At 36.6% G+C, this 15,991-nt stretch carries 12 protein-coding genes and 1 pseudogene; 6 read left to right on the forward strand and 7 right to left on the reverse strand.

The features are described 5' to 3' along the window. Nucleotides 1–257: 257 nt before the first annotated feature. A pseudogene (locus tag DIZ80_03635) lies at nt 258–338 on the reverse strand (VPLPA-CTERM sorting domain-containing protein). 1,031 nt (nt 339–1,369) lie between these two features. Here DIZ80_03635 and DIZ80_03640 point away from each other — a divergent pair. From DIZ80_03640 to DIZ80_03665, 6 genes are all read left to right on the forward strand, one after another. Continuing rightward, on the forward strand, nt 1,370–2,179 hold the full coding sequence (locus tag DIZ80_03640; protein RDH84570.1) for a hypothetical protein: 810 nt from the start codon (nt 1,370–1,372) through the stop codon (nt 2,177–2,179). After that, nucleotides 2,179–3,630: a hypothetical protein gene (locus tag DIZ80_03645; GenBank protein ID RDH84571.1), complete on the forward strand. Its 1,452-nt coding sequence runs from the start codon at nt 2,179–2,181 to the stop codon at nt 3,628–3,630. The genes DIZ80_03640 and DIZ80_03645 overlap by 1 nt, the downstream gene beginning before the upstream one ends. 297 nt (nt 3,631–3,927) lie before the next feature. Further along, a complete protein-coding gene (locus DIZ80_03650; protein ID RDH84572.1) occupies nt 3,928–5,097 on the forward strand; it encodes a lysophospholipid transporter LplT in 1,170 nt (389 codons plus the stop codon). A gap of 160 nt (nt 5,098–5,257) precedes the next feature. After that, on the forward strand, nt 5,258–6,124 hold the full coding sequence (gene hpnD, locus DIZ80_03655) for a squalene synthase HpnD (protein RDH84573.1): 867 nt from the start codon (nt 5,258–5,260) through the stop codon (nt 6,122–6,124). Further along, nucleotides 6,124–7,461 (forward strand): hypothetical protein, encoded by a 1,338-nt coding sequence (locus DIZ80_03660; protein RDH84574.1) that lies wholly within the window; start codon nt 6,124–6,126, stop codon nt 7,459–7,461. Before hpnD ends, DIZ80_03660 begins: the two co-directional genes overlap by 1 nt. A 13-nt stretch (nt 7,462–7,474) precedes the next feature. Then, nucleotides 7,475–8,215 carry a YciK family oxidoreductase gene (locus tag DIZ80_03665; GenBank protein RDH84575.1) on the forward strand — a complete coding sequence of 247 codons (741 nt, stop codon included), beginning with the start codon at nt 7,475–7,477 and terminating at the stop codon, nt 8,213–8,215. Between the two features lie 145 nt (nt 8,216–8,360). Here the strand turns inward: DIZ80_03665 and DIZ80_03670 are convergent, their stop codons facing one another. From DIZ80_03670 to DIZ80_03695, 6 genes are read right to left on the reverse strand one after another with little or no spacing between them, the layout of a single operon-like run. Further along, on the reverse strand, nt 8,361–9,503 hold the full coding sequence (locus DIZ80_03670) for a hypothetical protein (GenBank protein ID RDH84576.1): 1,143 nt from the start codon (nt 9,501–9,503) through the stop codon (nt 8,361–8,363). A 13-nt stretch (nt 9,504–9,516) separates the two neighbouring features. After that, entirely contained in the window at nt 9,517–10,596 is a 1,080-nt protein-coding gene (locus DIZ80_03675) for a two-component system response regulator (GenBank protein ID RDH84577.1), read from the reverse strand. Between the two features lie 10 nt (nt 10,597–10,606). Then, the gene (locus tag DIZ80_03680; protein RDH84578.1) at nt 10,607–12,091 is read right to left on the reverse strand and encodes a hypothetical protein; all 1,485 of its coding nucleotides are present in this window, start codon (nt 12,089–12,091) and stop codon (nt 10,607–10,609) included. Beyond that, on the reverse strand, nt 12,091–13,038 hold the full coding sequence (locus DIZ80_03685; protein RDH84579.1) for a hypothetical protein: 948 nt from the start codon (nt 13,036–13,038) through the stop codon (nt 12,091–12,093). Before DIZ80_03685 ends, DIZ80_03680 begins: the two co-directional genes overlap by 1 nt. A 29-nt stretch (nt 13,039–13,067) precedes the next feature. Then, nucleotides 13,068–15,053 carry a hypothetical protein gene (locus DIZ80_03690; GenBank protein RDH84580.1) on the reverse strand — a complete coding sequence of 662 codons (1,986 nt, stop codon included), beginning with the start codon at nt 15,051–15,053 and terminating at the stop codon, nt 13,068–13,070. A gap of 23 nt (nt 15,054–15,076) precedes the next feature. Further along, nucleotides 15,077–15,916 carry a hypothetical protein gene (locus DIZ80_03695; protein RDH84581.1) on the reverse strand — a complete coding sequence of 280 codons (840 nt, stop codon included), beginning with the start codon at nt 15,914–15,916 and terminating at the stop codon, nt 15,077–15,079. Nucleotides 15,917–15,991 lie beyond the last annotated feature (75 nt).

Here is a 15,991-nt window from a genome sequence, read left to right on the forward strand (position 1 = left end):
CTGCTACCCAACAGAATATTTTCAAGTTCTGCTATCGATTCATGCGATACAATTTATTGAATTATTATTTGCGGACAAAAGTGGACATTGTTTTTATAGAAAAAGCGTAAAAATGTCCAGACCATGCCCGACAGTTTTTTACAGAAAAACAATCATATAACCTGATACTGATGAGTAATTACACCCTAAAGCAGAAATTGGAGACAATAAAAAAGACGGCTAAAAAGCCGCCTTTAATATAATCACTAATTTAAACTTTAAGCTGTTTTACGTCTAGCAAAACCAAATAAACCTAACAAACCAGAGCCAAACAACCATAAAGCAGCTGGTACAGGAACAGGGGTAATACTCGTTGCTACATTTTGTGTCATATTAATGTCTATATTATAAAGACCGGCAGCCAGAGCAATACTTACATTATCACTCGTATTTAATGTTGCAGAACCATCATTCGGGCCAACACCAACAAACATACTCGCTGCGGCATAACTATCTAACAGGTTTATACCACTACCAGATTCATACAAACCCAGATCAAAACTAAAATTAGCCAACCCTGTATCCTGGTTAGACGTTAAAATATCCAGATAATAATTAACGTCAAAATCAAACATAACCGTGCCAGCACTTGCTACATTAAGCATGCCCGTCATAGAATTGCTGGACATTGCGCTACCACCAGTACCACTATCCGAATATATTTCAGCTATTGCAGCTGCAGAACCACCAGCACCATTTAAATCGGTACTTGTTATTATTGAATCACTGTATGTATAACCTGAGGTCTGCCCATGAGATAAAAAGCTATCCTCATATGAGCAATTGATACATGAACCCGGCGCATTTAATGAATCACCATTCGCTAAGACGGTTGTTCCGTCAATTGCAATATTCTGACTAAATGTCCAGCCTGATACCGTACCACCTGATACTGTAAAGTTATCAATTGAGGTTGTTGATATTGCATAGGTTGACGCATTAACAGCCACAGGGGATGCAAGCGTTAATACAAACGCTGTAAATAATACTGGTTTAAACATTTTAAAAAGTCCCTTAACGTTCTATATTTATTAGAATTTAACTTTGCCCACGTGAGCCTTAATACAGCACCCACATAATAATACGTTGGATAGTACCAAATACATCTACTTCAATAAGTGATATATAATACATAAAACAGTCTAATTTAATTTATTCTGATACAAATTAAATTAAAGCAAAAATCATTATTGATATTTCGCAATTTTCTATATAATCCCCATATAGAAAGAGCTTCTAGTTAGACTATAGAAATAACCTAACATCTCACCTACTAACTGAATACACACCGTCCTTCTAAAGAAACTAACGAGTTATTATTTTTACTTATATGCATCATCATAGTATTCCACGTCATCAATACCGTAAATTCTATATTTCGAGTATATTTTTTCTGTTTTCAAGCATGCTAAGCAACAGCTATGCGAATGAAACCCACCCTGTAATGGGGGCAGGTCCATCAACCACTGTTGCTGAACTATTTTTCAAGCATTTTTCATTAAAACCTGTAGCTCAAAATTATTCGTTTATCGTTGAATCACGCTCGATCAAACATGCAGGTGGTATCAAAGCATCAGGAGAATACCTCTTTGGACGTACAGGTCGACCACTAAATAAAAAAGAAAAAGAGCTAAATAAGCACGAAATCATAATTGCCCGTATCCCCCTGTCATTTGTAACAGGCAAAAACACAGGTGTTAATCACATTACCCTGAAACAACTAAAAAGCATCTATAGTCGTAAAACCACTAACTGGGGTCAATTAGGCGGAAACAATTCAGAAATCATACTTGCCGGCAGAGAGCCTACTGAAGCAGCTTACAGCGCCTTAAAACATGACCATCCCTTTTTAAATCAAGTTGCATTTGATCAGATACTCACGCGTGACCATCAACTCGTCAATTTCATCAAGTCAACCAGCGGTGACTATGCTATAGGCTTTGGAGCTCAATCTAATTTTGATACTTCCTACTTATTAAAAGTCGATGATTTCAACAGCGGCCTCAGTTTAGGCCTTGTCTATGACACTAAAAACATGAATCACCCTGTTGTAAAAGCCGCCATTGATTTTTCCAGAAGTGATACGTGGCGCGAACTGGTAACAGCGCATGATTTTTTACCTCCAGAAATTCATAAATAATGATAAAAAAAATAGACCTCACATCGCAGTTTATCTTCTACATCGCAATCATCCTGATAGGTGTTATCGGGTCAATGAATTTCTGGTTTTATCACGACCATACAAAACACCTGACTGAAACACTTGAAAATAAAGCCGTTGCCAAACTAGATTTTCTTGCATCATCTACCGGTTATTACCTTAAGCACTTTGAAAACGAACTAATTTTAGAATTAGGTAAAGAGACAATGCTGACAGATCATAATGTCATTTTTCTCTCCATAAAAGATACTGACGGAAAAATTCTATTTGAAAAAGGCAATCCTAAACAGAAAGACAGTCGAGTTTTTTTTAGAAAAATAACTAAAGATAGCAATGAATTTGGCAGCCTGACTATTTCACTCGATATTAAACAGTTAATAATAAACCAACGTTATACGATGTATTATACCATTGGCCTGATGGTTATTTCCGTATCCCTCATTGGTGGAATGATTTACCTTTTCTATAGAAAAAAAATCCTCCATAAGATTAATATAATTAATCGAGAAAAAGATTTTCTTCGCCATGAGCATGATTTTTTTATGTCGATTATCAATACTGCCAGCAATATGGTTATTGTACTCGATAGATATGGTTACATCATGCTGGTGAATCAGACATGTGCTACAACATTGGGAAACACCTTAGACGAACTAACAGAAAAACATATTACTTCAATTCTGGATATAGACTGTGGTGGACAAAAACTGAAATCGATCACTCTATCTGATGTGGAAAGTAATTTTGAATCATTTTCTGAAAACCTTATATGCAAAGACTGTAAAACACTGCTGAACCTGAATGACACAGAAATTCACATTGAATGGAAATTCAGTAAAACATCTGAAAAAAATGGACAGGTTAAGTTTCTAACTGGTACAGGTATTGATATCACTCATCAACACCAAAAACAATTAGAGCTTAGTCATCGCGCACATTACGACCATCTGACCTTGTTACCTAACCGAATTCTTTTTAACGATCGAATTCAGGAATCATTTAAACAGGCCAGACGCAGCAATGCACTATTTGCCGTACTCTTTATAGATCTCGATAATTTTAAACCGATCAATGATAAATACGGGCATGAAGCTGGTGACCTGGTACTTAAAACTGTTGCACAACGAATGCAGTCTACGATTCGGGAGCTGGATACAGTTGCTCGATTTGGAGGAGATGAGTTCGGTATGTTAGTGCTTGATATAAAAAACAGAGAAAACATCACTCAATTAACAGAAAAATTACTACGTGTTATTTCCGATCCGATCACATATGGCGAGAAGATGCTAAATATTAGTGCCAGCATAGGTATCACCTTTTACAATAATGAAATAAAGGATACTAAAGAGCTAATTAATCAGGCGGATACTGCTATGTATGAAGCGAAAAGATCAGGACGAAATAAATACTGCTATTTTAAATTAACCTGATATTATGAATGGCACTGAAATCAAAATCAATTAACACAAAAAAGTAATATCCCTCCATATAAAACATCTATTTTGATACAGGAAAATATATTCTTCATCAATAGAAAAAAACCATACTCAACTATCAAATTTTTCTGTCTTTACTTCTTATGAAAAACATTCTAACTTTTCAAACATAGGGTAATTAACTAGCCACCAGTTAATAGCTTTCTGAGATGACATAATATTTGCTTTTAAATACATCTTATTTCGCATAAAACTCTTTTTTGATACTCAGAAGCTAAGATAAACACATTCATGAAAAAAGACATTTACAAAGTACTCAGCACACAGTTTCTCACAGCCTTTGCAGATAATGCCGTGCTGTTTACAGCCATTACCATGATCATGCAACAAATTGAAATAGGTGACTGGTATATCCCTGCACTGCAGGCATCATTTCTAGTGGCCTATGTTATCTTTGCCCCCTGGGTGGGTAGTTTTGCTGATGCTCGCCCAAAACGTGGTGTTATGCTGTTTTCTAACCTGGTTAAGGCCGCTGGTGCAAGTTTGCTGTTACTACATATTGAACCCATGCTGTCATATGCAGTTATCGGTTTGGGTGCTGCTATGTATAGCCCTGCTAAATACGGCATTTTGCCTGAACTAGTGGAGGAAAATAAACTGGTTAAAGCAAATGGCTGGATAGAAGGTTCAACTATTCTGGCAATTTTAAGTGGCACACTGGTCGGTGCTGCACTTGCTGAACATTCTATTTCAGTTGCACTTATTATGGTCATCGTGCTGTATTTCTTCTCAGCAATGATAGCCTGGACCATCCAGCATAAACTTATTGTAGGCGCGTCATCTAAAAATCCACTAAAAACATTTTACTCTCAAATGCGTGGCCTACTAGAAACACCAAGAGCACGTTTTGCGACTCTGGGCGTTAGTCTATTCTGGGCTGCGGCTACTGTTTTACGCGTATTACTAATTGCCTGGGCGCCTGTTGTTCTGTTTATTTACAACACAACAGATATTGCTCTGCTAACCATGTTCGTCGCTATTGGTATTGCTGTTGGCTCAATACTGGCACCTAAACTTATTCCCATTGCATACCTTCGCCGAGCAAGGCTCGCTGCTTACGCAATGGGCCTGGTTATCATTCTGCTCTCATTTATGGACAATATATGGGCCGTTAGATCCATGTTATTTCTAGCTGGAATGTGTGGTGGACTTTTTGTTGTACCCATTAATGCTGCTTTGCAGGAAATAGGACACCGCTCTATTGGGGCAGGAGGGGCTGTTGCGGTACAGAATTTTTTTGAAAATTTTGCCATGTTAATAGCTTCCGGTATCTATGCGGTGATTGCAGGAGCTAGTATAAGCCCAGTTACGACCATGACATCATTGGGGGGCATTGTAGTTATTCTAACTCTGCTAGTATCCATGCGTTTACCAGAAGATACTGGAGACCTGAACAACTAGGGAGCATTAGGGTGGAGGGAAAGCTTAAAAGAAATTTATCCATTATCCACGGCAAAACCCTCGCTATAGCGGAATTTTGTTTATTTATTTCAACATACGCCTTTGCCTTCTTCTGCACTTTACGTCAAAATCCAGTTTCCAGATAAATAACCATCCGAATATGACACCAGATCAATACTGTCAGAACAAAGCCGCTTCAAGTGGCTCCAGTTTCTACTCCAGCTTTCGTTTTTTACCAGAGCTTAAACGTCGAGCTATTACCGCTCTCTACGCTTTTTGTCGTGAAGTGGATGATGTGGTGGATGAGACAAATGATGAAGATATAGCACGACAAACCCTTAACTGGTGGCGCGATGAAGTCGCTAAACTCTACAGGGGAAATGCGACTCATCCGGTAACTCTGGCTTTACAGGACCTACTAAACGATTTCAATCTGGCAGAAGAATACCTGCTGGAAATTATTGATGGTATGGAAATGGATCTGGATACCCATAATTACGCCACATTTAAAGACTTATCTCTATACTGTTACCGAGCTGCTAGCGTTGTAGGTTTGTTATCAGCTGAAATTTTTGGTTTTAACAACAGAAATACTCTTAAATACGCCCATGATTTAGGCATGGCTTTTCAGCTTACCAATATATTGCGTGATGTACGTGAAGATGCTGAACGAGGAAGAGTTTACTTACCCCTGGATGAACTGGAAAAATTTGGTGTAACAAAACAGAATTTAATCCAGCCTGTTACCAGCGATAATGTAAAAGAACTATTTCAGTTTCAGGCAGATCGAGCACGTGAATTTTATTTAAAAGCATTTAGTGAATTACCGGAAGAAGACCGCTACTCTCAACGCACTGGTTTGATAATGGCAGAAATTTATTTATCTTTACTGGAAGAAATTGAAAACGATGGTTATCGCGTACTGGAACATCGAATAAAGCTTACACCATCACGTAAACTCTGGTTAGCCTGGCGAGCATCTCGGCGTGAAAAAAAACGCCACAAAAAACATCAACGTAAAGCCTGATGCCATCAAAACAGAATATTGCCATTATCGGTGGTGGCTGGGCCGGTCTTGCTGCTGCAGTAGAGCTATGCAAACACGGACATAAAGTAACTCTATTTGAATCTGCACCTCATTTAGGTGGACGAGCACGCAGCATTGAGTGGAATGGCATGGCACTGGATAATGGGCAGCATTTAATGATTGGCGCCTACCAGAAAATGCTGGAATGCCTTAAAACTATTGATGCCGATGTAACCAAACTATTTAAACAACTTCCCCATCGAATGTTAATGATGGACGCACAAACCGGTAACACCGCTTTTGATTTACAACTACCTACCTACCCTGCTCCATTGCATTTATTATTTGGCGTATTAAATACACCCAGCCTGTCTATAAAAGAAAAACTATTATTACTACTGCGTTTTAACCGATTACTGAACACAGAAATAAAAACAGACATCAGCGTAAGTGAGTGGTTAAGCCAGGCTAAACTACCCGTTAGTTACTGCAAAAATTTACTTGAACCCGTTTGCCTGGCAGCATTAACAACTCACCCTCATCAGGCTTCAGCAAAAGCATTTCAAAACGTTTTACAACAAACCTTTAATGCACCGGCAAATTTTACAGATCTATTAATACCGACAACTGATTTAGGTCGGGTATTTCCTGCTTTAGCTAAAGAGTATATATTGAAACAGGGTGGTGAAATCAGAACTCGAAGCAAGGTTCAGCAATTGCAAAGTGAAGGTTCTCGAATTAAGTCTATTTTAATAAATAATGAAACCATGAGTTTTGATCAGATCATACTAGCAACACCACCAGTCGCCTCGGCAAAATTACTGCATAAGCAACCCGGCTGTGAAAAGCTAAATGCACAGATTAGCCGGCTTGAGTATGAGCCAGTATCTACATTATATCTGCACTTTGAACGGCCTGTCCCTCTACCATATCCTATGCTGGGAGTAATTAACGGTATCAGTGAGTGGGTATTTGAGCGCACGTTAAGTGGTCATAATGATGTGCTTGCAGTGGTATTCAGCGCTCAGGGAAAGCACCTTAAAATGCCTGTTGATGAACTGGTAGAAACGGTTTATAACGAATTAGGCAATATAATTGAAAACCTGCCAGAGTTACTTCATAGCCAATTAATAACTGAAAAGCGTGCGACCTTTCAGTGCCACCCTGATATTGATAAAGACCGCCCCAATATCAATACAGGTTTGAATAATCTCAAATTATGTGGTGATTATGTCTATATAGAGGAAAATAATCAGCCGGGATTGCCTTCAACACTCGAAGGAGCACTCCGCTCTGGTGTAAAATGTGCACAATTACTTTTATCCAACTTAAATTAACAATGAGATCACTATGCAATATCAGGCACAACAAGATTTTCTAAAAGATAAGATAATACTCGTCACCGGTGCCGGAGATGGACTCGGTCAGGCCGCTGCCAAAGCTTATGCTGCGCATGGTGCCACCGTTGTATTGCTAGGGCGCACCATAAAGAAACTTGAAAAGACCTATGATGATATTATTAACGCAGGCCACCCTGAACCTGCTATTTACCCTTTAAATCTGGAGGGTGCCACGCCTAAAGACTATGAAGAGCTGGCTGAAACACTAAAAGAACAGTTTGGTGGTTTACACGGTTTATTACATAACGCGGCCATACTGGGTGTAACCACTCCCATTCAACAGCATGATATAGAAGTCTGGTACAAGGTAATGCAGGTAAATCTGAATGCTCCTTTTGTAATGACCCGTGCATTACTACCGCTTTTACGCGAGACTCAAGGCTCAAAAATTATATTCACTACAGATGATAAATCACATGCTTACTGGGGAGCTTATGGTATCTCTAAAGACGCTATCACCAGCTTTATGAAAATACTCGGTGATGAACTTGATACGGAGGAAAACGCTGTTCAGGTAAACGCAATTAATCCCGGCCCGGTAAGAACTCAGATGCGCGTTCGAGCATTTCCAGGCGAAGACCCTAACACTATGCCGTTAACTGATGAAGTAATGCCCGCATATTTGTATCTAATGAGTGATGACTGTAAAGAAATTGCGCAAACTATACATGCTCAGGAATCAAACGCCTGAGCCACAACTTTTTTCACTAACAAAATCAGAATCAGAATCAGGGTATTTTAATTAGCATTAATGACTGAGCTGTCACCTATGCTAAATACCTCTGATGAAAAATAAAAAAATCAGACAAAGCCTGATTTAAATATATTGAAATAATTTAATTATCATCTGCTGCTGGTACTTCGTCACAGGTCATTTCAACCAGTGTTATATCATCATTTTGATCATGACTATCTGTAAAAGACTGCAGTTCCTGTAAAATTGCATCGAAACGGTTAACTGAATTATTAACCATAACTTCATTAAGCCGATCACTACCAAACATTTCACCTTCAGGACTATTAGCTTCTGTGATACCGTCACTGTATAAGTATATTTTGTCCCCTTTTATCATATTATAAACCGTCGTTGCATCATCAAAACTAGTATCTTTTAATATACCTAATGGCATATGCTGTGATTTTATCGTTCCTTTAATTTCACCATTCTGATCAAACCAGTAACTTTCAGGCATCCCCCCCGTCCATAAAGACATAATGTCACCATGAGGGTTCAGTTCAAGTAATGTAGCGGCTAAAAACATGCCTGTTGGCATTAACAAATTAAGCTGACAATTCAGCTCACGTGATATCTCACTTACTGATAAACCCTTTTTAGCCATTTTAAAAAATATCATAGCCGTAGGTAAAGTGCCCATAGCCGCAGTCAACCCATGCCCGGTAAAATCGCCCATAAGCAGATAAAATCCTCCATTTGGACCGCGTTCTACTAACAATAAATCTCCATTAAAAGTAGACATAGATGACATATGATATTTAACAATACTTTCATCCAGGAAACTTTTCTTTAATGCACTCTCAAAAAAATGCTCAATTAAATCCTGCTCATGAAGTAACTGTGCATTTCTTTCATTTAATTGTTTATTTAACTCCCTTATACGCAAATGCGCTTTAATTTTAGATTCGAGAACATCAACATTAAACGGTTTACCAATAAAATCATCTCCGCCAGAAATGAGCGCATTTATATGGGTGATTTCAGTATCAAGAGCCGTAACAAAAATAATAGGCGTATAGTTATCACCCGACATGCTTTTTATATGAGATGCAGATTCGTATCCATTCATCTCAGGCATATTTATATCCATTAATATTAAATCAGGTTTCTCACTTTCATAAACAGCGATTGCATCTTTTCCATTAATTGCTTCACATACGGTATAGACCTTTAGTGTCTGTAGCATTTGCCTTAGCAACTTACGGTTTGTTTTTATATCATCAACTACGAGTATTTTATTCATATGTACTCATTATTTATAATGCTTCCGAAACTGGCTCAGCATATTCATCCTTGATTTCAACAATTTCTGGTAAAATAGTTATAAAAACATCTACCAGTTCAGGATCAAAGTGCTTACCACTTTCTTCTTTTATTAAGTCCATTGCATCTGATACAGTCCACGCTTTCTTATACGGACGTACCGATGTCAACGCATCAAACACATCTGCTATAGACGTAACGCGAGCAACAAACGGAATTGATTTACCCTGAAGGCTATTTGGATACCCCTGACCATTCCATTTTTCATGATGGTAAAGTGCTATTTCACGTGCCATTATCATTAATTTAGAATCATCACCTTCTAGTATATCTGCACCAATCTGAGCATGTGTCTGCATTATTGCCCATTCATCTGCATCAAGCTTACCCGGCTTTAATAAAATATCATCAGGAATACCTATCTTGCCAATATCATGCATTGGTGAAGCATTTAATAGTAAATCACAGTCAGTGTCAGACATTCCAGCGGCTTTAGCGAGTAATGTAGCCATTTTACTCATTCGAATAATATGTAAACCTGTTTCATTATCGCGATATTCAGCAGCACGCCCCAGGTAACGTACAACCTGTAAACGTGTTTTCTGCAAATCCAGTGTGCGCTTATGAACCTTTTGTTCAAGAATATCGTTCTGGCTACGCATATATTCTTGCGCCTGCTGAACTTCTAATAAATTACGCACACGAGATAACAACTCATTTATATCAAAAGGCTTAGTTACATAATCTCGAGCACCGCTATCCAATGCCTGTTGACGAAAATCCTGTGCATGCTGGGCAGTCAGAATTAATATCGGTGGTATATCTTTACCTTTAAGGTCATTTAACTGCTGCATTACTTCATAACCAGAAATTTTAGGCATATTGAGATCGAGTAATATCAGGTCACTATTGTGCTCTTTGTAAAGCGGCAAGGCTTCAGTAGAATCCTGAGTGCAAACAACATTACAATACCCTTCAGCTAATAGAATTTTTTCTATAAGTCTGACATTAGCGTATTCGTCATCAACAACAAGAATACTGGCAAACTTAATATCATTAATTATTGTATTCATTATCTAAACCTCAATCCTGATTTTCTGACAGAGCAAGTTCAACCCAGAATGTGCAACCATTTCCAGGTACACTTTTTACACCTATAGATCCACCCATTGACTCCACCAGATACTTACTAATAACCAGACCAATACCGGTACCTTCAACGTTATGTGTGCCATTTAATCTCTCAAAGGGGGTAAATAATTTATTTATATCTTCCTTACACAAACCTTTACCTGAATCGGTTATACCTATTCTTAATGATTTATTATCAATTACTTCACTAATAAGTAGTATAGAGCCATATTCACTATTGTATTTAACTGCATTAGCCAGAATATTAATAAAAACCTGCTTAAGCCTCATATAATCAGCCATAACAATATGATTTTGACCAATAATATTATTTACTATTTTAAGTTTTGAATTTAATATTAATGGTTGTATTAGAGAAAGGCTATCTTTTATAATCTTATTTATATTCACTTCTTCACGGGCAATTTCAAGCTCTCCAGACTCTATTTTAACAAGATCTAATACATCATTTATTAGCACTAACAAATGATCTCCGGCACCCAGAATTTCCTTTATGTTACCCCTTTGAATATCATTAAGTTCTTTATCATCAAGTTCAAGAATTTGTGCAAATCCTAAAATAGCATTAAGAGGTGTACGTAATTCATGACTCATTCTGGAAAGAAATTCTGATTTTGCCTGATTAGCCTTATCAGCCTGCTGCTTTTCTAACTGCAAAGTATCTGATGTATCACGTAAATAACCAATTGTCTTATCCAGAGGAATAACTATTTTTATATATACAAAATATACAATTATCAAAAACACAAATACACTTAAAACAATAATAATTCTTAATTTTGTATTAGTTTTTTTGAATTCATCACTATTTATAGATTGCAGCAATAAAACAACATGATCCATTTCATCTACTGCTTTGGATGACTGGTTTAGTAATTCTATAACATAAGGACTTTTTGATACTTCATCTGAATCTGATCTCAAACTCAATAAAGACAGACGTTTTAACTCATTCCACTCACTTTTAACATGTGATAGATGTTCAAGCATTTCCTCATTATTCTGGTATTTAAAATCAGCAACATTAGAAGCAGGAATAAAACTGATGAAACTTCCGTAATCATCACTATTCTGAACAATAACATGACCACCATCAATAAGTGAATTAAGCATATATTCAAACACTTTAATGGTTTCATCACTTTTATGTTTTTCTGACAGTGCTAGTTGGTAGTTATTTGTCGCAATACCTAACAACGCCTGATTAACCTCACTGGTGTACTGCCGTATTAACGTCTTTTGTTGTGCCGACGCGTTAAGTAAAATATTATTATATTGCATTGAATAAATCACTTTCGAGGATAAGTAATAAGCAATAACTAACATCAACATCAAAACAGATAATAAAAAAACAAACCGTAACATAAGATTACGTTTTAATGTTTGTTTAGAACCACCAGAAAACATCTCTTCCATTATTTGATTCTCAAATAACCGGACATTTTAGCCTTATTATACATATCGCGAATTGAGTCATAATTTTTATTATCGACAAGTATAAATCTATCAACAAGTGCCTTATCAAGAATCGCCTTACCAACAGGATCTTCCTTCATCTCAAGAAGAACCTTTATCATTTCTTCTCTAACATTTAAATCTATAACAGAAGACACAACAACAGGCGGTATACCTGCAGGGCCAAGAGTTTCGATAACATTTAATTTTTTAACATACACATTATTTTTTTCTATTTCAAAATCATAAACCAGTGAATCGACAGCACTAACATCAGCTTCACCTAAAGCCACCATACGAATTGATTCTTCATGAGATCCAGAGCGAACTACATCACTAAAATAACCAGACATTTCCCCCAGATCGATAAGATGAGACCTGAGCATATTGTATCCAGAGTTAGATATTTCATCGTTGAACACCAAACGGCTTCCTTTTAAATCAGAAAACGTTTTATATTTACTTTTTTTGTTTACAATTACATATGAATAATAAACAGGTTTATCATTATATTTAGAATTCTTCATAACAGGTGCAAGTAATAACTCCATCTTTGAATCGCTATTTTGTTGATTTAAAATTAGTGGTAGACCACAAACAAAAGCAAAATCAATCATTCCTGAATCAAACATATTATTAATAGTTGTATATGAAAACCCTGATATCAAATCCACTTTACGATCTAGTTTTACACTAATGTAATTCACTAACTCTTCGTAGACACCTATACCAGCCTCCGATACAAAAGCGGCTGACAAAGCGACTTTCACACTATCTCTTTCAACTGCATCACTTTGTACTGTTTTAGTTAATTCACCTGAAATCAATGAAGAAGAAAAAAACAGCATGACTAACAGAAAACATATAGGTTTTTCAGTTAGTTTACATAATTTAATATCAAGCTTCATATCATGCACCAATTATAAATTCATATAGCTTAAACACTTTCTATAACCTCATATAACTTTAAGTCAAACCAGAATGTACTTCCTACACCCTTATTACACTCAACGCCTATATTTCCACCCATTGCTTCAACCAGGTGTTTGGTAATTACAAGACCGATGCCTGTACCTTCAACATTCTGTTCGACATTAAGCCGATCAAACGGTGTAAATAACCGAGATATTTTATCATCTGTTAAACATTCACCAGAATCAGTTATACATATACGAAGAAAATCACATGACAAAATTTTTGACTCAATCATAATTTCTCCCTCTTCGGCATTATACTTAACCGCATTAGAGAGCAAATTCAATATCACCTGCTTAAGACGAGTATAATCTGCCTGTACGCTATAACCCTTACCTTTTATGCTGTCAATTATCTTTATCTGTCGTTCATCAGCATTTACTGAAACTAGTTTTAAACATTGCTCTAAAACATCATCAACATACACTTTTTCTAATTGAATATCTAACTTACCAGATTCAATTCTCGCAAGATCGAGAACCTCATTTATAAGATCGAGTAGATGTTGACCAGCATCCAGGATTTCTTTAACATTGCCTTTCTGATATCTATTAAATCCTTCCATATCAAGCTGTAGCATTTGTGCAAAGCCAAGAATTGCATTCATAGGTGTCCGTAATTCATGACTCATACGTGACAAAAATTCTGACTTGGCTGCATTAGCATGTTCAGCCTCGTCTCGAGCAACAAGCAAATCATTTGTCCTTTCTTTAACTTTAATTTCAAGATTCGATTGCACATCTTTTACCTGGGCAATCATTGATTGATAACTTTGTGCAAGTATGCCGATTTCATCTGTCTGATGAACTGGCAAAACAACTCTGCTCACTCGTTTATTCGTATAATCATCCATCACCTTTGTGATTTGCTTTATAGGGTAAGTAAGACGATAAGACCATATTATGGCGAAGATTATAATTACGCTTGACATTAATAAAGCTAACATCACCACTTCATTCAATACCGTATTAACTTTATTAAAAACAATTGAATATGGTTCTGTAATGCCTACAATAATAAATCGTTCTGGATGCACAGGATCAAAAGGCATTTTAACAACATTCATGACATTTTTACCGCCGGTATCACCTGGCAATAACACAAGTCCTTTATCTTTATTGTCTGGCAAATACAGATGAGACAACTGTGGAAACTCTTCCTGTATTCTGTATCTTTTCCCCATGCTAAAGCCATATGATTTTCTGGAGTCCGGGTGTAATAAATATCCACCCTGGTCATTTGTTATATAAATTTTATTATCTTTCCCCTGAATTTTCTCCTGTATTTCTCGAAGTTCAAACCCAACTTCTGCTGTAATAACGATTAAGCCCTCAATCTCACCTGACTGAATATCATAAACAGGTGTCGCACTACGAATTACTTCACGGTATGGAACTTCGACTACGCCATTTTCCCTATTTAAATTAAATTCTGACAAGTAAATTGAATCTGGCTTAAGTTTAAGCGTTTCTATAACATAATCACGGCTAGATTTATCCTGATGCTTATCTGCTTCTAACGTTATTATTTCTCCAGCTCTTCGAACTACTACAATTTGTTCAACTCCATTTTTATCGATAAATCTTATTCTTAAATATGTTCTTTTACTACTTAACATGGTTTCGAAAATCGTTTCTAATCGCTGTTCCCATAACTGATAACTTGACTTACCCTGCTCATCATATTTATCAATTGCTTTACCAGCACGTAACATCCCCTGTATCGGAGGCGTCTTCAATAAAAAAGAGACGTCATTCTGCAAGGCATCAATATGCGCTATAATGCTTGCACCGACACTTAGTGTTTCACCTTCTATATTCTGTATAGTCTGTTGTACCAATAACTCTTTTGTTTTGTTATAAAACAAACTACCTACAGTATAGCTACTGATTAACACAAGCATAATTGCGCCTATTATCAGCTTATGTACAATTGTCAATTTCACCATATACCTCTTAACTTATCAGCACATTATCGATTCTTGAGTTTTATCATCAAATTTTGTACAGAACTATAATCTCTGGATTTAACCCATCCTATGTAAACTGCACTTTTAGCAGCGACACTTTCCTTTCTAATTTTTAGCAATGTATCCGAAACCAGGTTTGCATCTTTATCAGGCACATGTTTTAAAACAGAAAAAGGCCATTCTGGATACAATCTTGTACTTAAAAAAAATGGAAAATCAAATATATATTGATTATTAAGAACTCGTATATAACGCATATCCAGATTACCATCAGCTTCCATCTGCTCTAACCACCCCGTGCGCACCACTCCCGCATCAGCTCCACCAGAATAAACAGTACTAACAACTTCTCTATGGGTTTTGCTTTTAGTAAACATTATCTCCTTCACATCTGACTGTGCATCAAAGCCTAGCTCTAGCATTTCTAATAAAGCAACACGCCAGCCACCAAAGGCCTTATTCGATACAGCTATCAACGTTTTATCTTCCAGATCTTGAATATTCAATATATCTTTATTACTGACATGAGTAAAAATAACAGATCCAAACCTGTCCTGAGATGTATGTCCACGTTTTCTGTTCAAAGTTACAAGTGCTCTAGCACCATACAAATTCTTTACCTCAACATATGAGGAGGGATTTGTTAATAAAAAATCAAACTCACCTTTTCCTGCGATCACTGATATTTCTTGAAGATCTAAAACAGGTAATAAATTAAAATAATGTTGAGGTATTTCTTTATTAAGAACATCAATCGTGGGTTGCCAACGTTTAATTGCATAATCAACACCATAATGCGCTCTAACAGCTACTGTATATTCATCAGCCATTAACGACTGCATGAATCCAGTAAAAATTAAAATAATTACTATAAATTTTTTTATATACTTCACGCACAAACACCTGTATCTGATTAA

This window comes from endosymbiont of Galathealinum brachiosum (genome assembly GCA_003349885.1).
Taxonomy (GTDB): domain Bacteria; phylum Pseudomonadota; class Gammaproteobacteria; order SZUA-229; family SZUA-229; genus SZUA-229.

Bases quoted from the DNA above. Each gene is read 5' to 3' on its own strand.
- DIZ80_03640 (RDH84570.1), top strand. From the start codon at position 1,370: ATGCATCATCATAGTATTCCACGTCATCAATACCGTAAATTCTATATT.
- DIZ80_03645 (RDH84571.1), top strand. From the start codon at position 2,179: ATGATAAAAAAAATAGACCTCACATCGCAGTTTATCTTCTACATCGCA.
- DIZ80_03650 (RDH84572.1), top strand. From the start codon at position 3,928: ATGAAAAAAGACATTTACAAAGTACTCAGCACACAGTTTCTCACAGCC.
- hpnD (RDH84573.1), top strand. From the start codon at position 5,258: ATGACACCAGATCAATACTGTCAGAACAAAGCCGCTTCAAGTGGCTCC.
- DIZ80_03660 (RDH84574.1), top strand. From the start codon at position 6,124: ATGCCATCAAAACAGAATATTGCCATTATCGGTGGTGGCTGGGCCGGT.
- DIZ80_03665 (RDH84575.1), top strand. From the start codon at position 7,475: ATGCAATATCAGGCACAACAAGATTTTCTAAAAGATAAGATAATACTC.
- DIZ80_03670 (RDH84576.1), bottom strand. From the start codon at position 9,503: ATGAATAAAATACTCGTAGTTGATGATATAAAAACAAACCGTAAGTTG.
- DIZ80_03675 (RDH84577.1), bottom strand. From the start codon at position 10,596: ATGAATACAATAATTAATGATATTAAGTTTGCCAGTATTCTTGTTGTT.
- DIZ80_03680 (RDH84578.1), bottom strand. From the start codon at position 12,091: ATGGAAGAGATGTTTTCTGGTGGTTCTAAACAAACATTAAAACGTAAT.
- DIZ80_03685 (RDH84579.1), bottom strand. From the start codon at position 13,038: ATGAAGCTTGATATTAAATTATGTAAACTAACTGAAAAACCTATATGT.
- DIZ80_03690 (RDH84580.1), bottom strand. From the start codon at position 15,053: ATGGTGAAATTGACAATTGTACATAAGCTGATAATAGGCGCAATTATG.
- DIZ80_03695 (RDH84581.1), bottom strand. From the start codon at position 15,916: ATGCAGTCGTTAATGGCTGATGAATATACAGTAGCTGTTAGAGCGCAT.